The sequence below is a fragment of the Intrasporangium zincisolvens genome, assembly GCF_034724055.1.
GTDB classification, from domain to species: domain Bacteria; phylum Actinomycetota; class Actinomycetes; order Actinomycetales; family Dermatophilaceae; genus Monashia; species Monashia zincisolvens.
This window is the reverse complement of record NZ_JAWIIL010000002.1, coordinates 203,110-228,513: the sequence shown is the minus strand read 5'-3', so window position 1 is coordinate 228,513 and position 25,404 is coordinate 203,110. Positions and strand designations below refer to the sequence as shown.

Sequence of the window (25,404 nt, the reverse complement as noted above, 5' to 3'; positions counted from 1 at the left end):
AGCGGGGGCGGCTGCCCGCCAGCCGGACGGACCGGCCGCCGGGTTTCGACCAGCGCCGGCGCGGCCCTATCCTTTCGCGCATGTCGGAGCGCAGCGCATGGGGTCACGGACTGACGACGATCACGGACGGCGGGCAGGTGCTCGACACGTGGTTCCCCGAGCCGGCGCTGGGCGCCCGACCGGCGGACGCGGGCACCCCGGCGGGGCTCGCGTCGCTCGCCGGTGAGGACACGGTGCGCCGGGTGCGCACCCAGGTGCGGCTCGTCGAGATCGACCTCGACGCCGCCCCGGCCGACGCCCCCGACGCCTACCTGCGCCTGCACCTGCTCTCGCACTGCCTCGTGGCGCCCAACACGGTCAACCTCGACGGCGTCTTCGGCGTCCTGCCGAACGTCGTGTGGACGAGCGTGGGCGCCTGCCCCGTCGAGGGCTTCGAGCAGACCCGGATGCGGCTGCGCACCTCCGGTCAGCACGTGTCGGTGTACGGGGTCGACAAGTTCCCGCGGATGACCGACTTCGTCGTGCCCCAGGGCGTGCGCATCGCCGACGCCGACCGCGTCCGGCTCGGCGCCCACCTGTCCCCCGGCACCACGGTCATGCACGAGGGCTTCTGCAACTTCAATGCCGGCACGCTCGGCACCTCGATGGTCGAGGGCCGCATCGTGCAGGGCGTCGTCGTCGGCGACGGCTCCGACATCGGGGCGGGCGCCTCGATCATGGGCACGCTCTCCGGCGGCGGCACGGAACGCGTCAGCATCGGTGAGCGTTGTCTCGTCGGAGCCAACGGCGGCATCGGGATCGCCCTCGGCGACGACTGTGTCGTCGAGGCCGGTCTCTACGTGACGGCGGGGACCAAGGTGACCCTCCCCGACGGCTCGGTCGTCAAGGCCCGCGAGCTGTCGGGGTCGAGCAACCTCCTGTTCATCCGCAACAGCGTGACCGGCGCCGTCGAGGCCCGCGACCGCGCGGGTACGGGCATCGCGCTCAACGCCGCGCTCCACGCCAACGACTGACCCGCCCGCAGCACCGCACGACCCGGCGAGCGACGCCGACGACGACGAGGACCTCATGCCGACCCGCCAGCGCCCGACTCTCGCCGAGTCCCGCGCACCCCGGCCCAGCCCCGCCCGACGCCGGCGGCGCGGCGTGGTCGTGCTCGTCGTCGTCGCGCTCGTGGCCGCCGGCGTCTGGTTCGGGGCGCGCTTCCTCTACACCAGCGTCGTCAACCCGACGTGCACCATCACCGCCGGCGGCGTGACCGAGACCTTCGACCCGGAGCAGACCGCGAACGCCGCGCTCATCGCCGCGCTCGCCGTCAAGCGCGAGCTGCCGCCGCGGGCCGCCACGATCGCGCTGACGACGGCCTTCCAGGAGTCGAAGATCCGCAACCTGCGCTACGGCGACCGCGACTCCCTCGGCCTCTTCCAGCAGCGGCCGAGCCAGGGCTGGGGCACCGAGAAGCAGATCCTCGACATGGTCCACGCGACGAACGCGTTCTACGACGCCCTCGTGAAGTTCAAGGGCTACCAGACCGCCGACATCACGACCATCGCCCAGAAGGTCCAGCGCAGCGGCTTCCCCGAGGCCTACCGCGACCACGAGGGCCAGGGCCGCGTGCTCGCCTCGACGCTGACCGGGCACTCCCCCGCCGGGCTCACCTGCCGTCTCGACGCGGCCAAGACGAGCGTCGGGCCGGACCGGGTCGCGAGCGACCTCGCCGAGCAGATGGGCATCACGGCGGTGCGCACGGAGCAGGGCAAGGTCGTCGTCACCGCACCGACCGCGACCCTCGCGTGGGCCGTGGCGCACTGGGGCGTCGCCCGCGCCGAGCAGTACGGCGCGACCCGCGTCGCGATCGGCGACCGCGTCTGGGACCGCTCGAAGGGCGACGAGGGCTGGTCACCGGGTTCGGGTGGCACCACGGTCACCATCACCCTCGCCTGACCGCAGGCGAGCCGGCGAGAAGGCGCGCGTCAGTCGATGCCGGCGACGGCGTCGAGGTGCTGGAGCAGGTCGTGCGCCGCGAGCTCGACCTTCTTGTGGCGCCACTCCGCGGCCCGGTAGACGCAGGCGATGAGCCCGCTGCGGTGCACCCGGCGCAGGTCGCCGCAGACGAAGGCGTACCGGGCCTTGGTGCCCTCGTTCGCGCCCTCGGTCAGGCCGAGGTGCCACGACGCGTACTCCTCCCAGGAGTGCCGCTCGAGATAGGCGTTCTGCGCCTCGGCGTCGGGCTGCACCTGGCCCCAGTCGCTGTCGAGCACGTACTGCCGCCGGTCGATGCGCTCGCGCACCGCCGCCACCGCCGCGTCGTTGACCGTGTACGTCGCCATGCCCCCACCCTGCCCCATCCCGGGCTGCACCGAACGAGTCGTTCGGTGCCGAGCTCCGCGCCAAGGCACGAGCACCCCGGTGCACGGACGCCTCCGGCACCGAACGAGTCGTTCGGTGCCGGAGGCGTCTGGTGCTGGTGCTGCGCTGTGCCTGTCGGTCAGCGCTGCGGGTAGTCGCGCTCGGGCGAGCCGGTGTAGATCTGGCGCGGGCGGCCGATCTTGGTCTCCGGGTCGTTCATCATCTCGCGCCACTGGGCGATCCAGCCCGGCAGGCGGCCGATGGCGAACAGGACGGTGAACATCTTCGTCGGGAAGCCCATCGCCTTGTAGATGAGGCCCGTGTAGAAGTCGACGTTCGGGTACAGCTTGCGCTCGACGAAGTAGTCGTCGGCCAGGGCGATCTCCTCGAGGCCCTTGGCGAGGTCGAGCAGCGGGTCGTCGTGGCCGAGCTTGGCCAGGATCTCGTCGGCCGACTTCTTGATGATGGCCGCGCGCGGGTCATAGTTCTTGTAGACCCGGTGGCCGAAGCCCATGAGCCGGACGCCGCCCTCCTTGTTCTTGACCTTCTCCATGAACTTCTTCGGGTCGTCGCCCGAGGCGTGGAGGTCGTCGAGCATGTCGAGCACCGCCGAGTTGGCGCCGCCGTGGAGCGGGCCGCTCAGGGCGTGGATGCCCGCGGAGACGGAGTTGAAGAGGTTGGCGTGCGCCGAGCCGACGAGGCGGACCGTCGAGGTGGAGCAGTTCTGCTCGTGGTCGGCGTGCAGGATGAAGAGCAGGTCGAGGGCCTTGGCGATCGTCGGGTCGACGTCGTAGGGCTCGACCGGGTAGCCGAAGGTCATCCGGAGGAAGTTCTCGACGAGCGAGAGCGAGTTGTCCGGGTACATGTACGGCTGGCCGACGCTCTTCTTGTGGGCCATCGCCGCGATGGTCGGCAGCTTGGCGAGCAGGCGGACCGTCGAGATCTCGACCTGCTCCTGGTCGAACGGGTCGAGGCTGTCCTGGTAGAAGGTGCCGAGCGCCGAGACGGCCGAGGAGAGCACCGGCATCGGGTGCGCGTCCCGCGGGAACCCGTTGAAGAAGGCGCGGAGGTCCTCGTGCAGCATCGTGTGCCGGCGGATGGAGTCCTCGAAGCGGGTCAGCTCCTCGGGGGTCGGCAGCTCGCCGTAGATGAGCAGGTAGGACACCTCGGTGAACGTCGAGTGCGCGGCGAGCTGCTCGATCGGGTAGCCGCGGTAGCGCAGGATGCCGGCGTCGCCGTCGATGTAGGTGATGTCGCTCTTGCACGACGCGGTGTTGACGAAGCCGACGTCGTAGGTGACCACGCCGGTCTCCTTGAGCAGCGAGCTCACGGCGAGCCCGTCATTGCCCTCGACGGCCTCGACTCCGGGGAAGGTGAGCTCCTTGTCGGCGACCTTGAGCGTCGCGTCCACTGCCTTCGTCACTTCGTTCCTCCTGGTTGCCCCGGGCACGAGGCGCTGAGTCTTCGTATTCCGCAGCGACGTTACCCCAGCGTCACCTGACGAGAGAAAACCGGTCCGGCCGAGGGCCGCGCCTCAGAGCCGCTCGCACGCGGCGGCGATGCGCTCGTCGCTCGCGGTCAGCGCGATGCGCACGTGGCGAGCACCGGCGCTGCCGTAGAAGGCCCCCGGCGCCACGAGGACGCCCCGCTCGGCGAGGTCGGCCACCGTCGACCAGCAGTCCTCGTCGCGGGTGGCCCACAGGTAGAGGCCGGCCTCGGAGTGGTCGACCCGCAGCCCGGCCCGCGTGACGGCCTCGAGCAGCAGGGCCCGACGCCGCGCGTAGACGGCCCGCTGGGCCTCGACGTGGGCGTCGTCGCGCAGGGCCGCAGCCATCGCGGCCTGGACCGGCGCGGGCATGATCATGCCGGCGTGCTTGCGGACCTCGAGGATGCGCCCGACGAGCGCCGGGTCGCCGGCGACGAGCGCCGCGCGGTACCCCGCGAGGTTGGACTGCTTGGACAGCGAGTACACCGCGAGCAGGCCCGTGTGGTCGCCGTCGCAGACGTCGGGGTGCAGGATGCTCGGCGTCGCCGTGCCGTACTGGCCCTCGCGCCAGTCGAGCTCGGCGTAGCACTCGTCGCTCGCGACGACGACGCCGTGGCGGCGCGCCCAGTCGACGACCTTGCGCAGGTGGCCGACGCCGAGGACCTGGCCGTGCGGGTTGCCGGGGCTGTTGAGCCACAGCAGCTTCGGCGTCGTGGACGGCGTCAGGGGGCCGAGCCCGGTGAGCGAGCCGACGACGCGCGGGGTGGCCCCGGCGAGGCGGGCGCCGATGTCGTAGGTCGGGTAGGCCACTTCCGGGATGCCGACGACGTCGCCGTGGCGGACCCCGAGCAGGAGGGGCAGCCAGGCGACCAGCTCTTTGCTGCCGATGGTGGGCAGCACCGCGTCGGTGCCGAGCCCGGGCACGCCGCGACGGCGCGCGAACCACTCGACGATCGCCGCCCGGAGGTCGGTGGTGCCGACGGTCAGCGGGTAGCCCGGCGCGTCGGCGGCGTCGGCCAGCGCGCGTCGGACGACGTCGGGCGTCGGGTCGACGGGCGTGCCGACCGAGAGGTCGACGAGGCCCCCCGGATGCGCGCTCGCCCGCGCCTTGTGGGGCGCGAGCGAGTCCCAGGGAAAGGCCGGCAGGTCGAGCGGCGCCGGTCCGAAGGTCTGGGTGGGGGCCACCGTGTCGTCAGCCGAGTGCGTCACTCGTCGTGCGACTGGGGCGGCAGGGCCTCGACGAGCGGGTGGTCCTTGTCGATGATGCCGAGCTTGGCGGCACCGCCCGGGCTGCCGAGGTCGTTGAAGAACTCGACGTTGGCGTTGTAGTAGTCGGCCCACTGCTCGGGGACGTCGTCCTCGTAGTAGATGGCCTCGACCGGGCACACCGGCTCGCAGGCGCCGCAGTCGACGCACTCGTCGGGGTGGATGTACAGCGAACGCTTGCCCTCGTAGATGCAGTCGACCGGACACTCCTCGATGCACGCGCGGTCCTTGAGGTCGACGCACGGCTGGGCGATGACGTAGGTCATGGGGAGGGGACCTCCTGGGAGCGTTCGGGGTGGGCTGCTGCACCGCCTAGTATGCCGGACATGACTGGCGAGCCCATGCACGACCCCGCTGCTGAGACAGGTCCCGAGGAGAGCCCCCTGGGCCACCACGAGAGCGCCTCCGCGGCAGGCTCCTCGGCCTCCACCGACACCACCGGGCACCGGGTCACGGCCGGCCTGACGGTCGGCGGCCGCGTCGTCGTGCGCTACCGCCTCCAGGAGGGCAGCGACGCCGGTGCCACCGACTTCGTCGGCGAGCTCGTGGCCCGCAACGACGACTTCCTCGTCGTCGACGCCCGGGTCGGCGGGGCCGCGCAGGGCGCGCAGGGCGGGCAGGCGACCGAGCGGGTCAAGCTGATCCGGGCCGACGTCATCGCCGCCAAGGACGTCCCGCCTCCGGCGAGCCAGCCGGGCCGGGCCCACCAGCGCGTGTCGGCCGACGAGCTCGAGAAGCTCATGGCGCGGGGCTGGCAGCCCACCGAGCGCAAGGGCCTCGGCGACTGGGTGCTCCGCTCCGCGTCGGGCTTCACCGGCCGCGCGAACTCCGTTCTCGTCGTAGGCGATCCGAGCCTCCCCATCGACAAGGCGATCGACTACGCCGAGGCCTGGTACGCCGAGCACGACGCACCGGCCCTGTTCCAGGTGCACGGTCCTAGCGGCTTCGACGTCGCCGACGAGCCCCTCGGCCAGGCGCTCCTCGAGCGCGGCTACGAGGCCGGCGCCGGCCGCCCCGACTGGTCGCGGGTCCTCGTGCTCACCGCCCTGTCCGCGCAGGTGCCGCCGCTCACCACCGAGTCGGTGCCGGTCAACGCCGACGCCGAGCTGTCGCCCGAGTGGCTCATGGCCTACGCCGAGCAGCGCCGCGTCGTACCGGGCACCACCGAGGCCGTCCTCACCGGCAGTGAGGGGCAGCTGTTCCTGTCGGTCCGCGACGAGGCGAGCACGCGCATCGTCGGCATCGCCCGGATGGCCATCCAGCCCGGCTGGGCCGGCATCTTCGGCCTCTGGGTGCACCCCGAGCACCGCCGTCGCGGCATCGCCTCGACCATCGTGTCGGCGATCGCCATGGTGGCGCGCGAGAACAACATGCCGGCGATCTACCTGCAGGTGTCCGGCGACAACGCCGACGGTGTCGCGTTCTGGAACGGGCTCGGCTTCGAGACCCACCACGAGTACACCTACCTCGCCAAGCCCGAGGCCTGACGGGGTCGGCCAGACCCCGGGGTCAGCTCGTCGCCGCGGTCAGGGCGGCGTGACGAAGGGGTTCGTGCACACGACGTGGTCCTGCGCCGCATAGCGGGTCGTGACCGGCTCGCTGCGGACGAGCTCCGGTGAGCCCGGGCGGTACCACTGCCGCGTCACCGTCACCACGAACCCCTGGACGGGCTGCTGCGGGATGCACGAGAGGTCGCCCCGGCTCACCGTCCGGGGCTCGACGACGTCCGTGCGCACACCCGGCACGGAGTGCACCTCCCACACCTTCGTGCTCCAGAGGCGGCCGTGGACGACGCCGTCGGTCACCCAGGCCTGCAGGAGCATCCCGTACGGCGAGTCGTTCTTCCACGCGGTGTCGACCGACGGCCAGTAGACGGCCGCGTCACGGCCCACGGGGTAGCGCGACTGGAAGGACGCGTGCGCCCTCGCCTCCGTGATCGGCACGCCGGCGAAGTAGGCGAGGTTGTAGACCAGCGTCGGGATCGGGGAGATGCCGCCACCGGTCCCCTGGAGGACGTGGCCGTCGACGACGACCGCGCTCTCCGGGTCCCACGTCTCACCCGATGTCATGGCCCACTCGCCGAGGGCGGAGCGGAGGCTGAAGCTGCCCCCGGGCGGGACGTACGTGCCATTGAGGCGCTGCGTGGCGGCGACCAGGCGGCGAGTGAGGGCCGCGTCGCCCTTGGGGAAGGCGGCGTCGAACCGGGACACCGCCGTCGTGACACCGGCCTCCTGGGCGTCCGCCGTCGTGAAGGCGGGCGCGGCGGCCACCGCACCGACGTCGACGACGCGGTTCGAACCGCTGATCGCCGTGGCGAAGCGCTTGGCGACGGCGTCCTCGTCGACGGCCGCACCGTCGACCGAGGGCACGAGCGTCGGTGGCGTCTCGGCGGTGCCAAGGGTCCATCGCGCGTTCGTGGCGACCTTCGTCGGCACCTTGACCCGCGAGGCGACGAGGCGGGCCAGTCCCGGCTGGTCGAAGACGAGCTCCAGCGCGCCGTTGCCGTCCGGCTTGGCCGAGACGAACGGGGCGAAGGCCGACGGGCCGACGACGGCCCGGTTCGCCCCCGCGACGAGCGTCACGGGTGCGGAGACGACGGCCGCGCCGACGGTGTCGGCGAACCGCTGGATGTCCGTGGCGGCGACGTCGGGCCGCACGACGTGGACCGCCGCGGTGGCCACGGCCGTGTCGGGGAAGGCGAGGCGCAGGGCGAGCTTGGTGGCCGGGACGTCGAGGGTGGCACCGGGCCGGGAGGGGTCGACGGACACGCGGCCCCCGCCGAACGCGACACCGCCCTGGTGCGGCTGCTGCTCCACGGTGGGCGCCAGCGTCGTGACGTAGGCCTGCAGGAGGTCATCGTCCGCGCTCGTGAGCAGGGGCCGCTGCACCGTGCCGGTGAGCCGGTCCCAGATGCGGGTGGGGTTCAGGGTGAAGCCGGTGAGGCCCTCGAGCGAGCGGTCGACGTCGACGTGCAGTCCGGCCTTCGAGGGCACGACCTGCAGCGGGTCCTCACGCCCCGGCACGCTGAGCGCGATGGGACGTGCGAGGACCTCGGCCGCCCCGCGCTGCACCCGGGCCACCGCGTGCTCCGGCGTCATGCCGCCGACCTGCATGCCGCCGACGGTGACGCTCGAGGGCAGGTGCTCGGAGGACCAGTAGCCGAGGCCGACGTAGGCGCCCCCGAGGACGACTGCGGCGACGACGAGGCGCAGGGCGGTGCCGCGGCTCTCGCGGCGGGGCTGGGGCTGCCAGGTCTCCATGGTTCTCCGTGCGCGGCGCCGCGCGGTGGCACGGCTTCGGGTGCAGTTCAGTGCGGGTCGGTGCGGGTCGGTGCGGGTCAGGTGGCAGGAACGGTAACCCGGCGGGAGGCGCGGGAGCGCGAGGTGGCGCGGCGTGCCACGGACGTGACCGACTCGTTGCCGCCCCGTGACGCGTGCGGTGTGACGGGTGGGACGAGCTGCTCACTCGATGCAGGAAGGACGCGGCCGCCTCCCATTCGGACACGGCCGCCCCCCTCACCTGTCGGGTGAGCACGCAGTCCCAGGCGTCACAGCCGTGGCCCGCGCTCAGGCGAGCAGGCCCGCCTCGCCGGCCGGCACGGCCGCGCCGACGGTCTCCCATGTCAGGGTGTCGACGCGTCGGAACCCCTCACGGACCGACGTGCGGGCCGCGATGAGGTTGGACAGTGCGTGCACGTCCTCGCTCGCGACGATGACCTGGGTCGCGTGCGCCCGCAGCGCGTCGTTCTTGACGCGTCGGGCGCCGGCGTCCTCGACGACGTGCGTGACGCGGTCGTCGGGCACGACCGACGGCGGGAAGGGGTCGGCGTCGTCGGGAAGGACGAGCGGCGGCAGGCCGGCGGGGCGGGCCAGCGTCGCCGGGTCGGCCTCGCGCAGCCAGGTGCGGTCGGCGCGGGCCCACGACTGCGGGGTCAGGATCTCGAAGGTGCGGCCCGGCAGCTCCTCGGACTCGAGGAGCTGCAGCGCGCGCCGGACGGCGTCGTGGGTGCGCACGTGGTCGGGGTGGCCGTAGCCCCCGTGCTCGTCGTAGGTGACGACGACATCTGGACGCACGGAGCGCAGCACGTCGGCCACGAGCCCGGCCACCGCGTCGAGGTCGGCGCCGGCGAACGCGCCCGGCCGCGCCGCGGCTGGCGAACCGGCCATGCCGGAGTCGCGGTAGCGCGACAGGCGCCCGGACCCCGGGTCGGCACCGAGCACGTGCATCGTGGCGCCGATGCGGCGCAGCGCCTCGGTGAGCTCGGCGTACCGGTGCGGGCCGAGGGCGTCGTCGGGGTGCCCCTCGAGGTGGGTGAGGTCGGCGGGGATGACCTCGCCCTCCTCCCCCAGCGTGCACGTCAGCACGTGCACCTCGTCGCCGCGCGCCACGTGGTGGGCCATCGCGACGCCGCACGTCAGCGTCTCGTCGTCGGGGTGGGCGTGGACGAACAGGAGCCGGGCCACGAGGCCTCCTCGCTTGCGGGAAGGGGTCGGACGCGCGTCAGCGGACGGCGACGGTGGCGAGGTCGACGATGCCGCCGACCGCGTGGTCCTCGTAGTGCACGACGCCCGCGCCGTGCAGGTAGAGCGCCTTGGTCGCCGAGAGCGCGACGTAGCCACCGGCGCCCCGCAGCGCGGAGTCGGCCTGCATCCAGACCTTCTCGCGTTGCGCCGGGTCGGCGGTGGTCTCGGCCTTGTCGATGAGCCCGTTGACGGTCTTGTCGTCGAAGTAGCCGACGTCCTGGCCCGGGCCGCTGGAGTCGATGTTGATGCGCGAGTCGAACAGGGCCGGCAGGACCCCGGACGCCGACGGCCAGTCGGGCGTCCAGACGCCGCGGAACACGTCGAAGGACGAGCCGGAGGTCTTGCGCTCGATCGTCTCGTAGTACTCCTCCGGCGGGACCCCGGTCAGCTGCACGTCGAAGCCGGCGCGCTCCCAGCCGGCGGCGAGAGCGGCGTAGGCCTTGTCGCCGAGGACCGAGCGTGCGTAGACGACGCGCACCCGCACCGGCGTCTTGACGCCGGCCTGCTGGAGCACGCGGCGGGCCTGCTCGGGGTCGCCGTCGACCTTGGCGCCGCTCGGCACCTCGACCGTGGAGGGGTCGACCGCGGGCGACAGGATCGACCACGTCGGCGTGCCGGCGCCGTCGCCACCGTTGGCGGTGACGTACGTGGCGCGGTTGGTCGCGAGCGAGAACGCCTTGCGCACAGCGGGATTCGACATCACCGTGCTGCGCATGTTGAGCGCCAGGTAGTCGACGCTGCCCGTGTACGGGAACGTGAGGCGGGCCTGGAGGTCGGTGCCGGCCTGGTTGCGCAGGGTCGGGCTCGCCTGGACCCACGACACCGCGTTCGAGTCGTCGTCGCTCTGGTTGAGCAGGCGCTGGATGACGGTGGACTCACCGAGGCCGGCGGTGACCTCGATGCGATCGGGATAGGCCTGGCGCACGGGGTCGGTGCGTGGGTCCCACTTCGTGTTGCGCACGAACGTACCGCCCTCGCCGGGCTTCCACGGCTGCTCCAGCTTGTACGGGCCGCTCGACATGACGTCGTAGGAGGTCTTGTCGTCCTTGCGGTCGCTGGAGGCCTTGCGCGGGGCGAACTCCGGCAGGGCCACGACCTGCGGGAAGTCGGGCTCGGCGTCGCGCAGGTGGAAGGTGATGGCGCGCCCGTTGCAGCCGACGGCCTGGTCGAAGTCCTTCTGGTGGCTCTTGTCGCCCGGCCCCTCGTAGACGGGCTTCTCCAGGCCCTCGAGCGTGACCTTGGTCGGTATGGCGAGCAGGAAGCTGGCGTAGTTCGTGCCGCCGACGTGCGTGCGCCGGTCGAAGGTGCGGGCGATGCCGTGCCTGACGTCCTCGCACGTGATCGGCGAGCCGTCCTGCCACGTGAGTCCCTCGCGCAGCGTGAACGTCCAGGTCTTCGCGCCGTCCTTGGGCGTGCCGGTGTCGGTGGCGAGGTCGGGCACGACGTCGCGCTGGTGCTCGCCGGTGCCGTAGGCGGTCAGGCCCCGGGCGAAGACGCGCTGGGCGAAGAACGCCTCGGGACCGACGTACATCAGCTGCGGGTCCCACGTCGCGACGTCGCCGGCGACGAGCACCTTGAGGGTGCCGCCCGGCGCCGGGGCCGCATCGCTGCTGGCGCCCGCCGAGGGCGACGAGCGGGCGACGTCGGTGGCCGAACCGGCCTCACCCGAGCCGGAGCAGCCGGCCGCCGCCGTCGACAGGACGACGGCGGCGAGGCCGGCCACCGCGGCCCGCCGGGACACGAAGGACTGCCGAAGCGCTCTCACCACGCCCGCCACGCCGGATCAACCCTCGGCGCGTGCCGCCGACCGGGCCCGGGCAGCGGTGCGCGCTCGCTCGTTCGCGTCGAGGACGACCTTGCGGATGCGCACGGCGTCGGGCGTGACCTCGACGCACTCGTCCTCGCGGCAGAACTCGAGGCTCTGCTCGAGGCTGAGCTTGCGCGGCGGCACGATCTTCTCGAAGTTGTCCGAGGACGAGGCGCGCACGTTGGTGAGCTTCTTCTCCTTGGTGATGTTGACGTCCATGTCGTCCGCGCGGGAGTTCTCGCCCACGATCATGCCCTCGTAGACCTCGGTCGTCGGGTCGGTGAAGAGGACGCCGCGCTCCTGGAGGTTGACCATCGCGTAGGAGGTGACGACGCCGGTGCGGTCGGAGACGAGCGAGCCGCTCGTGCGCGTCGTGATGGTGCCGAACCACGGCTCGTAGTCCTCGAAGACGTGGTGCGCGATGCCGGTGCCGCGCGTCTCCGTCAGGAACTCGGTGCGGAAGCCGATGAGGCCACGGCTCGGCACGAGGAACTCCATGCGGATCCAGCCGGTGCCGTGGTTGGTCATCTGCTCCATGCGGCCCTTGCGGGCGGCCATGATCTGCGTGATCGGGCCGAGGAACTCCTCGGGGGTGTCGATCGTGAGGCGCTCGACCGGCTCGTGCACCTTGCCGTCGACCTCGCGGGTGACGACCTGCGGCTTGCCGACGGTCAGCTCGTAGCCCTCGCGACGCATCTGCTCGACGAGGATGGCGAGCGCGAGCTCACCACGGCCCTGGACCTCCCACGCGTCGGGACGCTCGGTCGGGAGGATGCGCAGCGACACGTTGCCGATGAGCTCCTTGTCGAGGCGGTCCTTGACCATGCGGGCGGTCACCTTGGAGCCGCGCACCTTGCCGACCATCGGGCTGGTGTTCGTGCCGATCGTCATCGAGATGGCCGGCTCGTCGACCGTGATGAGGGGCAGCGGGATGGGGTTCTCGGGGTCGGCGAGGGTCTCGCCGATGGTGATCTCGGGGATGCCGGCGACGGCGATGATGTCGCCCGGCCCGGCCTCCTCGGCGGGCTTGCGCTCGAGGGCCTCGGTCATGAGCAGCTCGGTGATCTTGACGCGCTGCTGCGAGCCGTCGTGGCGGCACCAGGTGACCTGCTGACCCTTCTTGATCGTGCCGTTGTGCACGCGGAGCAGGGCGAGGCGGCCGAGGAAGTTGGACGCGTCGAGGTTGGTGACGTGCGCCTGCAGCGGGGCCTCGTCGTCGTAGGTCGGCGCCGGGATCGTCTCGAGGATCGTCGCGAAGAGCGACTCGAGGTCCTCGTCCTCCGGCAGGCCGCCGTCGGCGGGACGCTCGAGGGAGGCGCGGCCGGCCTTGGCCGACGCGTAGACGATCGGGAAGTCGATCTGCTCCTCGGTGGCATCGAGGTCGAGGAAGAGCTCGTAGGCCTCGTCGACGACCTCGGCGATGCGCGAGTCGGGCCGGTCGACCTTGTTGATGCAGAGGATGACCGGCATCTTCGCGGCGAGCGCCTTGCGCAGCACGAAGCGGGTCTGGGGCAGCGGGCCCTCGGACGCGTCGACGAGCAGCACGACGCCGTCGACCATCGACAGGCCGCGCTCGACCTCGCCACCGAAGTCGGCGTGGCCGGGGGTGTCGATGATGTTGATGGTGACGCCGTCGGCCAGACCCCGGTCGGTCGCCGCCTTGCCCGTGTAGTGGATCGCGGTGTTCTTCGCGAGGATCGTGATGCCCTTCTCGCGCTCGAGGTCACCGGAGTCCATCGCGCGCTCGTCGACGTGCTGGTGCTCGCCGAACGCGCCGGCCTGCCAGAGCATCTTGTCGACGAGGGTGGTCTTGCCGTGGTCGACGTGGGCGACGATGGCGACGTTACGGATGTCCGCACGGGTCTTCTGGGGCATGAGGGACAGTCTCTCAGGGTTTGGGCGGTGCTTCCGACCACCGGACGTGCCGGGGCGATGCAGGACAAAAGGGGATGGAACGGGACGGTCAGGGGGCCCGGCCCGCACGGACCATGCTCTCGATCTGCTCGACGATGGGCAGGTCGGCCGGCAGCCAGGCGACGTCACGCAGGTCGTCGACGCCGAGCCACCTCAGCTCGTCGTGGTCCTCCAGCGGCGACGGATCGCCCTCGAGCACCTCGGCCAGCCACACCAGCATCTCGTACCTGTCGCCGAGCGGCCAGGTGGCCTCGCGGAGCGGACCGGGAACCTGCTCCCCGACGCGGACCGTGACGCCGAGCTCCTCACGCACCTCGCGGTGCAGCGCGGCGAGCGGCTCCTCCCCCGCCTCGACCTTGCCGCCGGGCAGCTCCCAGCCCCCGGCGAGCGCCGAGGGCTCGGTGCGACGGGCCGCCAGCAGACGCGTCGGGCGGGCGAGGTCGTCGACGAGCGCCGCGCCGACGACGAGGCGCGCGGGGACGGGTGCAGTCGTGCTCATGGCGTCGTAGATCGTGCCACACCGATGCGGGCGCAACCGCCCGAGCGACCTTCGGGACGATCCGGCGGGCGCGCTGGTCCCGTGAATCGACCGCCAGACGCCCGTGACGACGGGCCGCCGCCGCACCTGCTCGACCGGTGGGCGATCCGCCCGGACGGACCGACCACCCCGGGCTGGATGGGACGCGTGTGGCCGGTGCTGGGCCCGGACGTCGAGCGCTGGGTGGTCAAGGTCACCGACGCGCAGCACCCGCCGACGCGCGAGGCCGACGCCGTGCTGGCGTCGTGCCTGGCCGACCTCGGCCACGTGCCCGCACCGGAGGGCCTGCCGCGCGTCGCCGACGACCTGCGCCGCCTCGCCGCGTCGATCCGCGACCACCGTGGCGACGCGCCCGACGAGGTGCCCGGCGCCGCGATCGAGCGCGCGCTCGACACCCTCGATGCCTTCGGCGTCGACGAGTCGCGGGGTCCCGACGGGTCCCTCCCCCTCGTGCACTACGACCTGCACTACGAGAACGTCCTCGCCGCCCCACCCGGCGACCCCCGCGGCTGGGTGGTCATCGACCCGCTCCCGCACGCGGGAGCCCGTGAGGTCGAGGTGGTGGCCGCGCTGCGCAACCGCTTAACCGACGCGGCGGCCACCGGTGACCCCGACGCGCACCTGCGGCGCCGGCTCGACCGCCTGGCCGAGGCCGCCGGGCTCGACCGGGATCTCGCCCGGGCGCTGACCCAGGCCGTGGCCGTTGACAACGTGCTGTGGCTCGCGCGCCGCGACCCGGACCATCTGCACCTTGCCGCCTACCGCGTCCTCATCCGCTGGTAGCCCCGCCGCTCGGACGGGCCCGGCCGCGCCGAGAGGGGTTTACTGGGGCGATGGCACGACGACTCGACGACGAGGAGATCACGCGGCAGCTCGGCGACCTGCCCGACTGGACGCGTGACGGTGACACGATCCGGGCCGGCTTCACTGCGCCCGACTTCCCGACCGGCATCCGCCTCGTCGACGAGGTCGCGGCCGACGCGGAGTCGATGGACCACCACCCCGACATCGACATCCGGTGGACGACGCTCGTCTTCGCCCTCTCGACGCACTCCGAGGGCGGCCTGACCCAGCTCGACGTCGAGCTGGCCCACCAGATCTCGCGGGCCGCCGCCCGCCTCGGGGTGGGCGCCGGGTCGCCGTCACCGTCCTGAGCCGCGCCGTAACTTAGGATCACCTCATGCGATCACACACCAGGCACGAGTCGCGCGGGTCCCGCGACGGCTCCCAGGAGGGCCATAGTCCCTCGCCGGACGCCGTCCGGCCGCCCCAGTCCCACCACCCGCTCACCGGGGTGGTGATCGCATGAGCACCCTTCTCGGCATCGCCCTCGGCATCCTGCTGATCCTCGCCCTGACCGCGGCCACCGGCTACTTCGTGGCCCAGGAGTTCGCCTACGTCGCCGTCGACCGCAACGCCCTCAGGCAGCTCGCCGACGACGGTGACGCCGCCGCCGAGCGCGCGCTGCGCGTCACCTCCCAGCTGTCGTTCACGCTGTCGGCCGCCCAGTTCGGCATCACCGTCACGGCGCTGCTCGTCGGCTACGTCTCCGAACCCCTGGTCGGAGCCGGCCTGGCCGAGCTGCTCGACCCGTCGATGTCCTACGCGGCGCGCCTGAGCCTGTCGGTCACCGCGGTGCTCGTCTTCTCGACCGTCGTGCAGATGGTCTTCGGCGAGCTCGCCCCGAAGAACCTCGCCATCGCCCGGACCGTGCCGCTGGCCCGGGCCCTGAGCCGCTCGACGCTCGTCTACCTGACGCTCGCAGGCCCGCTCGTGCGCCTCTTCGACCGCGCCTCGACGACGCTGCTGCGCAAGGTCGGCATCGAGCCCGTCGAGGAGCTCGAGCACGGCGCCACCGCCGAGGACCTCACCCGCATCATCGACGAGTCGCACGCCGGCGGGCTGCTCGACGACGACCTGTCCGAGGTGCTCGAGGGCGGGCTGCGCTTCCGCGAGCTCGACGCCGGTGACGTCATGACGCCGCGCGTGCGGGTCACGACGGTCCACGCCGTCGAGCCGGTCTCGCGCCTCGTCGAGCTGCTCGACACCGGCTGGTCCCGCTTCCCGGTCACCGGCCGCGACGGCGACGACATCGTCGGTGTCGCCGGGATCGCCGAGGTGCTCGCCGTCGAGCCGTCGCTGCGCGCCACGACAAGCATCGGGTCGGTCGTCCCCGAGCCGACGGTCGTGCCGACGAGCGCCCCGCTGCCCCGCGTCCTCGAGCAGATCCGCGCCGACCACCGGCAGCTGGCCGTCGTCGTCGACGAGCACGGCGGCTTCGCCGGCATCGTCACGTTCGAGGACATCGCCGAGGAGGTCGTCGGCGAGATCCTCGACGAGGACGACGCCGTCCCCGCCGGCGTCGCCGACACCGGTGACGACGCCTGGCTCGCGCCGGGCCACGTGCGTCTCGACGAGCTCGACACCGCCACCGGTCTGCGCCTCGAGAGCGGCGACGAGTACTCCACGCTGAGCGGGCTCGTCCTCGAGCACCTCGGCCGCACCGCGGTCGCGGGCGACGTCGTCGTCGTCGAGGCCAGGCGCGAGGTCGCCGACCGTCGCCACGACGCCGGCAGCGACGACGAGGGCGCCTCTGCTGCAGCCGATCCCGTGTCGAGCGGTGAGCGCGACGTGCGCGAGCACCGCGAGCACCGCGAGGACCACCAGGAGCACGAGCCGCGTCGCCTGCCCGTCTCGGTCCGCGTCACGGTCGAGGGGGTCGAGCGACACGTGCCCTCCTCGGTCCGGGTCGAGGTGCTCGACCTCATGTCCGACCTGCAGGAGCTGGGCGGCGACGACGCCGACCACGGCCCGGCCGTCGAGCGGACGGAGGCCGACCGGTGACCACCGCCCTGCTCGTCTCGCTGCTCCTGCTCGTCCTCAACGCCTTCTTCGTCGCCGCAGAGTTCGCGCTCGTCGCGAGCAAGCGGCACCGCCTCGAGGACCTCGCCGAGAAGGGCAGCGTCGCCGCCCGCTCGGCGGTCAAGGGCTCCCGCGAGCTCTCCCTCATGCTCGCCGGCGCCCAGCTCGGCATCACCCTGTGCACCCTCGGCCTCGGCTCGCTCGCCAAGCCGGCCGTCGCCGAGCTGCTGACCCCGGTGTTCACCTTCCTGCGCCTGCCGGAGGCGGCCGCCTACCCGATCGCCGTGGTGCTCGCCGTCGGCATCGTCGTGTTCCTGCACATGGTCGTCGGCGAGATGGCCCCGAAGTCGTGGGCCATCGCCCACCCCGAGCGCTCGGCGGTGCTCCTCGCGCTGCCGTTCCGGGGCTTCGCGTGGGTGGTCCGACCGGCGCTCAGCCTGCTCAACGCCATGGCGAACGCCTGCCTGCGGCTGGTCCGGGTCCAGCCGGTCGACGAGCTGGCCCAGGTGCACGGCCCCAAGGAGCTGCAGCTGCTCCTCGCCAGCGCCCACGAGCACGGCCAGCTGGCCGAGCCGGAGCACCGCGTCCTCGCCGGCGCCATCGCCCTCGACACGACGCCGCTGGCCGAGGCCGTCGTGCCGATCGAGCGGGTCGTCGGCGTGCCGACGACGGCCTCGTGCGCCGACGCCGAGGCGGTCTCGCGCGAGTCCGGGCGCTCACGGCTCGTCGTCACCGAGGACGGCCGTCCGGTCGGTCTCGCGCACGTGCGCGACGTCGTCAGGGCCGTGCCGGACGCGCCGGTCACGACGGTGACGGCTCCGGTCGTGCGCGTCGCGTCGGGGCTCTCGCTGCTCGACGCGCTCTCGGTGCTGCGGGGCGAACGCGCCCAGCTCGCCCTCGTCGACGGCCCGTCCGGGCCGGTCGGGATCGTCACGATGGAGGATCTCCTCGAGCGCGTCCTCGGACGCTTCGACGACGAGACCGACGCCTGAGAGCCACCTGCCAGTCCACGGGGAACCGGCTGGGGCCGGGCCCGCCCTGCGGGTGCGGACGGCTGCGGGTCGGCGCCCGGAAACGGGCGCCGACCTGCGGAATCCTTCGCCCGTGCGGGGCAGATCGCCGGAAGATCTCCGCCCTGTCACGATTCGGCCAACTCGGTTGCCGCCGGTGTTTCGTCGCTGAAAGATGTTGCCCGCGGTCACGGGGGGCCTAGTGTGGCGGTCGCTTCGCACGTCCGGAAGGCACCTCGCCCTCCGCGCAAGTCACGACCCGGAGGTACAAGCTCGTGAGCACACCCCTTGAGGTGGAACCCGGCGCAACGTCGGCGCAGCCGGAGGCGGTGGCGCAGGGCGAGCGCAAGATCGAGGGCCGCTCGCTCGGCCAGATCGCGTGGGCGCGGCTCAAGCGGGACAAGGTCGCCCTCGGCGGCGGCATCTTCGTGCTGCTCCTCATCCTCGGCGCCATCTGCGCGCCGCTGATCGTCGGCCTGCTCGGCCACCCGCCGAACGAGTTCCACCAGGAGCTCATCGACCCCAACCTGCAGATCCCGATCGCCCCGTACGGCGGCATGTCGTGGGACTTCCTCTTCGGCATCGAGCCGGTCAACGGCCGCGACATCTTCAGCCGCGTCGTCTACGGCGCGCAGATCTCGCTGCTCATCGCCTTCCTCGCGACGCTGCTGTCCGTCGTCATCGGCACCATCCTCGGCGTCGTGTCCGGCTACTTCGGTGGGGTCATCGACACCTTCATCAGCCGCACGATGGACGTCTTCCTGGCCTTCCCGCTCCTCGTCTTCGCCATCGCCCTCGCAGGCGTCGTGCCCGACCAGGCCTTCGGGCTGCAGGGCGACTCCCTGCGCATCGTCGTCATCATCTTCATCATCGGCTTCTTCAACTGGCCCTACATCGGCCGCATCGTGCGCGGGCAGGCCCTGTCGCTGCGCGAGCGGGAGTTCGTCGACGCCGCCCGCAGCCTCGGCGCCCGCACCCCGCACATCCTCGCCAAGGAGGTCCTGCCGAACCTCGTCGCGCCGATCCTCGTGTACTCGACGCTGCTCATCCCGAGCAACATCCTCTTCGAGGCGGGTCTGTCGTTCCTCGGCGTCGGCGTCCAGGCCCCCCGGGCCACGTGGGGCGGCATGCTCTCCGACGCCGCGCAGTGGTACCAGATCGACCCCTGGTTCATGCTCTGGCCCGGTCTCGCGATCTTCGTGACGGTCCTGGCCTTCAACCTCTTCGGGGACGGCCTCCGGGACGCCCTCGACCCGCGGTCGCGGTAACCACCGCACCCGCATCCCGTAACAGAAGGAGCGCATCCACTCATGAAGAACACTCGCGTGATGGTGGTCGCGACCGCGGCCGCCCTCGCCCTGGGACTGTCTGCCTGCGCCGGCAGCCAGACCCCGGGCACCTCCCCCAGCGGGGGTAGCGGTGGCGCCGGAGCGGCCCCGGCCGCCGACGCGGCCCTGAACGCGGTCGTCCGACCGACCGACAAGAAGGGTGGCACCCTCCGGTTCGGCATCTCGAGCGACTGGGACTCGGTCGACACGGGTGACACCTACTACGGCCTCTCGTGGGACTTCCTGCGCAACTACGCGCGCACCCTCGTGTCCTTCAAGGCGGCGCCGGGCGACCAGGGCAACCAGCTCGTCGGCGACCTCGCCACGGGTCTCGGCAAGCCGAGCGCCGACAACAAGACGTGGACGTACACCCTGCGCGACGGGATCAAGTTCGAGGACGGCACGCCGATCACGAGCAAGGACATCAAGTACGGCGTCGCGCGCCAGCTCGACAAGAACACCTTCCCGAACGGCCCGACGTACTTCAACGACTTCCTCGCGGACATCCCGGCGAACTACTCGGTCTACAAGGACAAGAACCTCGACGACCTCAAGTCGATCGAGACGCCGGACGACAAGACGATCGTCTTCCACCTCAACAAGCCGTTCGCCGCCTTCGACTACTTCGCCCAGCTGCCCGCCACGGCCCCCGTGCCGCAGGCCAAGGACACGGGCACGAAGTACAAGGAGCACGTCATCGCGTCCGGCCCGTACAAGTTCTCGACGTACGAGACCGGCAAGCGCATCGAGCTCGTCCGCAACGACGCGTACGACCCGAAGAGCGACCCGGACACCGGCCGCAAGGCGCTGCCGGACAAGATCACCGTGGAGATCGGCGTCAACGCCGCCGACCTCGACAACCGCCTCATGGCCGGTGACCTCGACATCGACCTCGCCGGCACGGGTGTGCAGGCGGCCGCCCAGGGCAAGATCCTGGCCGACCCGTCGCTCAAGGCCAAGACCGACAACGTCGTGAGCGCGCGCACCAGCTACACGCAGATCAACAGCGACGTCGCGCCGTTCAACAACGCCGACTGCCGCAAGGCCGTCATCTTCGCCTACGACAAGACGGGCTACCAGCGCGCGTACGGCGGCAACGTCGGCGCCGACATCGCCACCGGCCTGCTGCCCCCGGTCGTCCCGGGCTACCAGGCGATGGACATGTACAACGCGAAGTCGAAGCCGCAGGGCGACGTCGACTCCGCGAAGGCGGCCCTGGCCAAGTGCGGCCAGCCGAACGGCTTCTCGACGAACATCTCCTACCGTCCCGAGCGGCCGAAGGAGAAGGCCACGGCCGAGTCGCTCCAGCAGGCCCTCGCCAAGGTCGGCATCAAGCTGACGCTCAAGGCCTACCCGGCTGGTGACTACTTCAAGCTGTACGCCGGCAAGCCCGACTTCGCCAAGGCGAACAACCTCGGTCTCATGGTCATGAGCTGGGGTGCTGACTGGCCGGACGGCTTCGGCTTCCTCCAGCAGATCGTCGACAGCCGCGTCATCCGTCCGGCGGGCAACACCAACCTCGGCATCAAGCTGCCCGAGGTCGACAAGCTCATGGACCAGGCGCTGTCGGAGAACGACAAGACCAAGCGTGAGGCCATCTGGGGCCAGATCGACAAGGTCGTCATGGAGAACGCCCAGGTCATCCCGGGCATCTGGAACAAGGCGCTGCTGTTCCGGCCGGACACCGTGTCGAACATCTTCGTCAACAACGGCTACTCGTACTACGACTATGCCGCTGCCGGTGTCACCAACCCGTGACCCGCTGCGTCCGGCGTCGGGCCCTCGGGCCTGACGCCGGACCCGCCGGGCCGACCTCCTTCCACCGAAAGTAGGTGAAGGCGTAGGTGCGGTGGCGGACGGTCACTACCGTCCGCCACCGCACCCGGCCGCCCCACAGTGCTGACGTACCTCATCCGCCGGCTCCTCGGAGCCATCCTGCTGCTCGCCATCGTGAGCGCGGTCGTCTTCGCCATCTTCTTCCTCGTGCCCCGCATCGGCGGGGCCACTGCCGACGACCTCGCCTCGCGCTACGTCGGCAAGAGTGCCGGCCAGGCGCAGATCCACGAGACCGCGGTCCGGCTCGGCTTCACCGACCCGATCTACGTCCAGTACGGCCGCTTCGTCAAGGGCATCGTCGCCGGCGCCGACTACAACACCGGCGCGGGCACCGACCACTGCCCCGCTCCGTGCCTCGGCTACTCCTTCATCACCCAGAACCCCGTCCTGCCCGACATCCTCGACCGGTTGCCCGTCACCGCGATCCTCGCGGCCGGAGCCGCGGTCCTCTGGCTCATCGGCGGCGTCGGCACCGGCGTCATCTCCGCGCTCAAACGCGGCTCGGTGCTCGATCGCGCCTTCATGGGCATCGCCCTCGCCGGCGTCTCGCTGCCGATCTTCTTCACCGGCCTGCTGTCGCTGACGATCTTCAGCTACGGCCTCAAGTGGACCTACGCCGGCGGCGCGAGCCCCATGGACGCGACGAGTCCCCTCGACCTCGTCCACCGGATGCTCCTGCCGTGGATCACGCTGGCCTTCCTCTACGCCGCGAGCTACGCCCGACTCACCCGCGCCGGCATGCTCGAGACGATGAACGAGGACTACATCCGCACGGCGCGGGCCAAGGGCCTCAAGGAGCGCGACGTCGTCACCAAGCACGGCCTGCGTTCGGCCCTGACCCCGATCCTCACGATCTTCGGTCTCGACCTCGGCCTGCTGCTCGGCGGCGCCGTCCTCACCGAGACGACGTTCTCGCTGCAGGGCATCGGCTACTACGCCGTCCAGGCCATCACGAACAACGACCTTCCCAAGGTCCTCGGTGTGACGCTGTTCGGCGCGGTGTTCGTCATCCTCGCCAACCTCATCGTCGACCTCCTCTACGCCGCCGTCGACCCCAGGGTGCGCACCTCATGAGCCAGACCACCGACAACAGCACCGACAACAGCACCGGCCGGACGGCCGACCGGAAGACCGACGGGTCCACCGAGGCGACCAAGGGCCGCGGTCGGAAGGCCTCGGTCAATACGCTCGACGGCATCGGTGGCCTCGGCGCCCCCGCACCCGACGCGTTCCTGTCGGTCCGCGACCTGCGCGTGCACTTCCCCACCGACGACGGCATCGTCAAGTCGGTCGACGGCCTGTCCTTCGACCTCGCCCGCGGCAAGACCCTCGGCATCGTCGGCGAGTCCGGCTCGGGCAAGAGCGTCACGAGCATGTCGATCATGGGGCTGCACAAGCCCGGCACGGTCCGGATGACCGGCTCCATCCGGCTCGACGGCACCGAGCTGGTCGGCGCCAAGCCCGACACGGTCCGTTCGCTGCGCGGCAAGAAGATGGCGATGATCTTCCAGGACCCGCTGTCGGCGATGCACCCGTTCTACACGGTGGGCCACCAGATCATCGAGGCCTACAAGATCCACAACAAGGTCAGCTCGGCGGTGGCCAAGAAGCACGCCATCGACATGCTCGGCCGCGTCGGCATCCCCCAGCCGGCGAGCCGTGTCGACGACTACCCGCACCAGTTCTCGGGCGGCATGCGCCAGCGCGCCATGATCGCCATGGCACTGTCGTGCGACCCCGACCTGCTCATCGCCGACGAACCGACGACCGCCCTCGACGTCACCGTCCAGGCGCAGATCCTCGACCTCATCCGCGACCTGCAGGCCGAGTTCAACTCGGCGGTCGTCATCATCACCCACGACCTCGGCGTCGTCGCCGAGCTGTCGGACGACATCATGGTCATGTACGCCGGCCGCTCGGTCGAGTACGCCGCCGCGACCGAGGTGTTCGAGCAGCCGCAGCACCCGTACACGTGGGGCCTGCTCGGCTCGATGCCGCGACTGGACCGCGCACGCACCGACCGGCTCCGGCCGATCAAGGGCTCGCCGCCCAGCCTCATCAACGTGCCCTCGGGCTGCCCGTTCCACCCGCGCTGCGCCTACCGCGACCGCACCGAGGGCCGCAGCGAGACCGTCCGCCCGCCGTTCGAGGAGTCCCTGCCGCGCCACTGGGCCGCCTGCCACCTCTCGGTGGACCAGCGGAGGTCCATCTGGCTGGACGAGGTCAGGCCGACCCTGTGAGCATCCGACCGAGCGCACCGACGGGCGCCCGTGCCGACGCCGGCGTGACCGTCCCGACCCGCGCGTCCAGCGCGCCGACCCGAGGAGCCGCAGCGTGACCGCCTCCCCCGCCACCGCACCGACTCCCGCCGCGCAGAAGTCCGAGCCGCTGCTCAAGGTCACCGGCCTCACCAAGCACTTCCCGATCCGACGCGGCCTGCTCCAGCGGGTCGTGGGCGCCGTCCAGGCCGTCGACGGCCTGGACTTCGAGGTCGCCAAGGGCGAGACGCTCTCGCTCGTCGGGGAGTCCGGCTGCGGCAAGACGACGACCGGCCGGATGCTGACGCGTCTGCTCGAGCCCACCAAGGGCGAGATCCTCTTCGAGGGCCGCGACATCACGCACGCGTCCGTCGGCGAGATGCGTCCGCTGCGGCGCGACGTGCAGATGATCTTCCAGGACCCGTACGGCAGCCTGAACCCGAGGCACACGGTCGGCACGATCGTCGGCAAGCCGTTCCGCCTGCAGAACGTCAAGACCGAGCACGGCGTCAAGCGCGAGGTCCAGGGCCTGCTCGAGCTGGTCGGCCTGAGCCCGGAGCACTACAACCGCTACCCGCACGAGTTCTCCGGCGGCCAGCGCCAGCGCATCGGCATCGCCCGCTCGCTCGCCCTCAAGCCGAAGCTCATCGTCGCGGACGAGCCGGTGTCGGCGCTCGACGTGTCGATCCAGGCGCAGGTCATCAACCTGCTCGAGGACCTCCAGGACGAGCTCGGCCTGACCTACGTCGTCATCGCCCACGACCTCTCGGTGGTGCGGCACATGAGCGACCGCGTCGCGGTCATGTACCTCGGCAACCTCGTCGAGATCGCCGACCGCGACGAGCTCTACGCCCGTCCGATGCACCCGTACACGACGGCGCTCATGTCGGCGGTGCCCATCCCCGACCCCAGCCGCCGGGGCCGCAGCGAGCGGATCCGCCTCGAGGGCGACGTGCCCAGCCCGATCGCCCCGCCGCCGGCCTGCCGCTTCCACACCCGCTGCTGGAAGGCTCAGGAGGTCTGCAAGACCGAGACGCCGCCGCTCGTCGAGCTGCGGCCGGGCCACGCGGTCGCCTGCCACTTCCCGGAGAACATCGACCTCCCCGACCCCGCTCTGCGTCCCGGTGCGTCGACGCCGCTGCAGGCCGCGGCGGCCGAGCTGTCCCCCGATGGCGAGGTGCCACACGACGACGCGTCCCGCGCCGCTCCCCGGGTCATCTCGCGCGACACGTCCGCCGACGCGTCCGAGGAGACGTCCGCCGACGCGTCCGAGGAGACGCCCCACGACGCGTCCGAGGAGACGCCCCGCGACGGGGCGAAGCCCGACGGGGCGAAGCCCGACGGGGCGAAGCCCGACGAGGCCTGACCTCCCGGCCCGATCCGATCGACGGCGCGGCTCGTCCCCACGGTGGGACGAGCCGCGCTGTCGTTCCGGGGGCGTCGGCCGTGACGGTGTGCGACCGCACGCGGGAAGCAAACCGGGCGCGTCGTGGTTGGGCACGTCATGAAGGTCGAGATCTGGTCGGACATCGCGTGCCCGTGGTGCTACATCGGCAAGCGCCGGTTCGAGAAGGCGCTCGCGGCGTTCCCGCACCGCGACGACGTCGAGGTGACGTGGCGCAGCTACCAGCTCGACCCGTCGCTGCCGGACCACCACGACGGCACCGAGCTCGACTACCTCGTCTCGCGCAAGGGGATGTCGCGCGAGCAGGTGCGGTCCATGTTCGACCAGGTCACGCAGATCGCGGCCGAGGAGGGGCTGTCCTACGACTTCGACCGCGTCGTCGTCGCGAACAGCCTGCCCGGTCACGAGCTGCTCCACCTCGCCAGGGCCCACGGCGTCGGTGACGCCGTCAAGGAGGCGCTCCTGTCGGCGCACTTCGAGCACGGCGAGGACATCGGCGACCGCGCCGTCCTCGTGCGGGTCGGCACCGACGCGGGCCTGGCCGCCGACGACGTCGAGCGCGCCCTCGAGGCGCACACCCACCTCGACGCCGTGCGCGCCGACGTCGCCGACGCGCAGCGCCTCGGGATCCGGGGCGTGCCGTTCTTCGTCCTCGACGGGAGGTACGGCGTCTCCGGCGCCCAGCCGACCGAGCTGTTCACGCAGGCTCTCGAGCAGGTGTGGCGCGAGGCCAACCCGCTCGTCATGGTCGGCCCGACGGGCGCGACGGACCCGACCGGCAGCGTCGACGCGTCGTGCGGTCCCGACGGCTGCGCCGTCTGA

General features: G+C 71.8%; 22 protein-coding genes. 13 read left to right on the top strand and 9 right to left on the bottom strand.

Translation table 11 applies throughout. The features are described from left to right. Positions 1 to 80: 80 nt before the first annotated feature. On the top strand, positions 81 to 1,013 hold the full coding sequence (gene dapD / locus RY076_RS05460) for a 2,3,4,5-tetrahydropyridine-2,6-dicarboxylate N-succinyltransferase (RefSeq protein WP_323096584.1): 933 nt from the start codon (positions 81 to 83) through the stop codon (positions 1,011 to 1,013). Positions 1,014 to 1,068: 55 nt separating this feature from the next. Next, a complete protein-coding gene (locus RY076_RS05455) occupies positions 1,069 to 1,944 on the top strand; it encodes a hypothetical protein (RefSeq protein WP_323096583.1) in 876 nt (291 codons plus the stop codon). A gap of 29 nt (positions 1,945 to 1,973) precedes the next feature. Here RY076_RS05455 and RY076_RS05450 read toward each other — a convergent pair whose 3' ends face one another. The 4 genes from RY076_RS05450 to fdxA form a co-directional block, all read right to left on the bottom strand. Next, on the bottom strand, positions 1,974 to 2,330 hold the full coding sequence (locus tag RY076_RS05450) for a hypothetical protein (protein ID WP_323096582.1): 357 nt from the start codon (positions 2,328 to 2,330) through the stop codon (positions 1,974 to 1,976). A gap of 158 nt (positions 2,331 to 2,488) precedes the next feature. Further along, complete coding sequence (locus RY076_RS05445) at positions 2,489 to 3,772, bottom strand: citrate synthase (RefSeq protein WP_323096581.1); 1,284 nt, start codon at positions 3,770 to 3,772, stop codon at positions 2,489 to 2,491. 111 nt (positions 3,773 to 3,883) lie between these two features. Continuing rightward, entirely contained in the window at positions 3,884 to 5,020 is a 1,137-nt protein-coding gene (gene dapC / locus RY076_RS05440) for a succinyldiaminopimelate transaminase (RefSeq protein ID WP_323096580.1), read from the bottom strand. 20 nt (positions 5,021 to 5,040) lie between these two features. Next, on the bottom strand, positions 5,041 to 5,367 hold the full coding sequence (gene fdxA, locus RY076_RS05435; protein ID WP_323096579.1) for a ferredoxin: 327 nt from the start codon (positions 5,365 to 5,367) through the stop codon (positions 5,041 to 5,043). A gap of 60 nt (positions 5,368 to 5,427) precedes the next feature. Between fdxA and RY076_RS05430 the strand changes: the two genes are divergently transcribed. Next, entirely contained in the window at positions 5,428 to 6,588 is a 1,161-nt protein-coding gene (locus RY076_RS05430; RefSeq protein ID WP_323096578.1) for a GNAT family N-acetyltransferase, read from the top strand. Positions 6,589 to 6,627: 39 nt separating this feature from the next. Here the strand turns inward: RY076_RS05430 and RY076_RS05425 are convergent, their stop codons facing one another. The 5 genes from RY076_RS05425 to RY076_RS05405 all read right to left on the bottom strand — a co-directional run bounded on the left by RY076_RS05425 (position 6,628) and on the right by RY076_RS05405 (position 13,844). Continuing rightward, positions 6,628 to 8,361 carry a VanW family protein gene (locus RY076_RS05425; protein ID WP_323096577.1) on the bottom strand — a complete coding sequence of 578 codons (1,734 nt, stop codon included), beginning with the start codon at positions 8,359 to 8,361 and terminating at the stop codon, positions 6,628 to 6,630. 306 nt (positions 8,362 to 8,667) lie between these two features. Beyond that, a complete protein-coding gene (gene mshB / locus RY076_RS05420) occupies positions 8,668 to 9,564 on the bottom strand; it encodes an N-acetyl-1-D-myo-inositol-2-amino-2-deoxy-alpha-D-glucopyranoside deacetylase (protein WP_323096576.1) in 897 nt (298 codons plus the stop codon). A 37-nt stretch (positions 9,565 to 9,601) separates the two neighbouring features. Beyond that, a complete protein-coding gene (locus RY076_RS05415; protein ID WP_323096575.1) occupies positions 9,602 to 11,389 on the bottom strand; it encodes an ABC transporter substrate-binding protein in 1,788 nt (595 codons plus the stop codon). 18 nt (positions 11,390 to 11,407) lie between these two features. Next, positions 11,408 to 13,306, bottom strand: coding sequence for a translational GTPase TypA (typA, locus tag RY076_RS05410; protein WP_323096574.1), 1,899 nt, complete (start codon positions 13,304 to 13,306; stop codon positions 11,408 to 11,410). A gap of 88 nt (positions 13,307 to 13,394) precedes the next feature. Beyond that, positions 13,395 to 13,844: a (deoxy)nucleoside triphosphate pyrophosphohydrolase gene (locus RY076_RS05405; RefSeq protein ID WP_323096573.1), complete on the bottom strand. Its 450-nt coding sequence runs from the start codon at positions 13,842 to 13,844 to the stop codon at positions 13,395 to 13,397. Between the two features lie 81 nt (positions 13,845 to 13,925). Here RY076_RS05405 and RY076_RS05400 point away from each other — a divergent pair, with 81 nt between their 5' ends. The 10 genes from RY076_RS05400 to RY076_RS05355 all read left to right on the top strand — a co-directional run bounded on the left by RY076_RS05400 (position 13,926) and on the right by RY076_RS05355 (position 25,404). Continuing rightward, positions 13,926 to 14,666, top strand: a complete 741-nt coding sequence (locus RY076_RS05400) for an aminoglycoside phosphotransferase family protein (RefSeq protein WP_323096572.1) — start codon at positions 13,926 to 13,928, stop codon at positions 14,664 to 14,666. A gap of 50 nt (positions 14,667 to 14,716) precedes the next feature. Further along, positions 14,717 to 15,037: a 4a-hydroxytetrahydrobiopterin dehydratase gene (locus tag RY076_RS05395; protein WP_323096571.1), complete on the top strand. Its 321-nt coding sequence runs from the start codon at positions 14,717 to 14,719 to the stop codon at positions 15,035 to 15,037. Positions 15,038 to 15,188: 151 nt separating this feature from the next. After that, positions 15,189 to 16,727, top strand: a complete 1,539-nt coding sequence (locus RY076_RS05390) for a hemolysin family protein (protein ID WP_323096570.1) — start codon at positions 15,189 to 15,191, stop codon at positions 16,725 to 16,727. Continuing rightward, positions 16,724 to 17,737: a hemolysin family protein gene (locus RY076_RS05385; protein WP_323096569.1), complete on the top strand. Its 1,014-nt coding sequence runs from the start codon at positions 16,724 to 16,726 to the stop codon at positions 17,735 to 17,737. Before RY076_RS05390 ends, RY076_RS05385 begins: the two co-directional genes overlap by 4 nt. 293 nt (positions 17,738 to 18,030) lie before the next feature. Continuing rightward, positions 18,031 to 19,023, top strand: coding sequence for an ABC transporter permease (locus RY076_RS05380; RefSeq protein ID WP_323096568.1), 993 nt, complete (start codon positions 18,031 to 18,033; stop codon positions 19,021 to 19,023). Between the two features lie 42 nt (positions 19,024 to 19,065). Further along, on the top strand, positions 19,066 to 20,841 hold the full coding sequence (locus RY076_RS05375; RefSeq protein ID WP_323096567.1) for an ABC transporter substrate-binding protein: 1,776 nt from the start codon (positions 19,066 to 19,068) through the stop codon (positions 20,839 to 20,841). Between the two features lie 138 nt (positions 20,842 to 20,979). Then, positions 20,980 to 21,993 carry an ABC transporter permease gene (locus RY076_RS05370; RefSeq protein WP_323096566.1) on the top strand — a complete coding sequence of 338 codons (1,014 nt, stop codon included), beginning with the start codon at positions 20,980 to 20,982 and terminating at the stop codon, positions 21,991 to 21,993. Next, positions 21,990 to 23,159 carry an ABC transporter ATP-binding protein gene (locus tag RY076_RS05365; protein WP_323096565.1) on the top strand — a complete coding sequence of 390 codons (1,170 nt, stop codon included), beginning with the start codon at positions 21,990 to 21,992 and terminating at the stop codon, positions 23,157 to 23,159. Before RY076_RS05370 ends, RY076_RS05365 begins: the two co-directional genes overlap by 4 nt. A gap of 94 nt (positions 23,160 to 23,253) precedes the next feature. After that, positions 23,254 to 24,543 carry an ABC transporter ATP-binding protein gene (locus RY076_RS05360; protein WP_323096564.1) on the top strand — a complete coding sequence of 430 codons (1,290 nt, stop codon included), beginning with the start codon at positions 23,254 to 23,256 and terminating at the stop codon, positions 24,541 to 24,543. A gap of 138 nt (positions 24,544 to 24,681) precedes the next feature. After that, positions 24,682 to 25,404: a DsbA family oxidoreductase gene (locus RY076_RS05355; RefSeq protein WP_323096563.1), complete on the top strand. Its 723-nt coding sequence runs from the start codon at positions 24,682 to 24,684 to the stop codon at positions 25,402 to 25,404.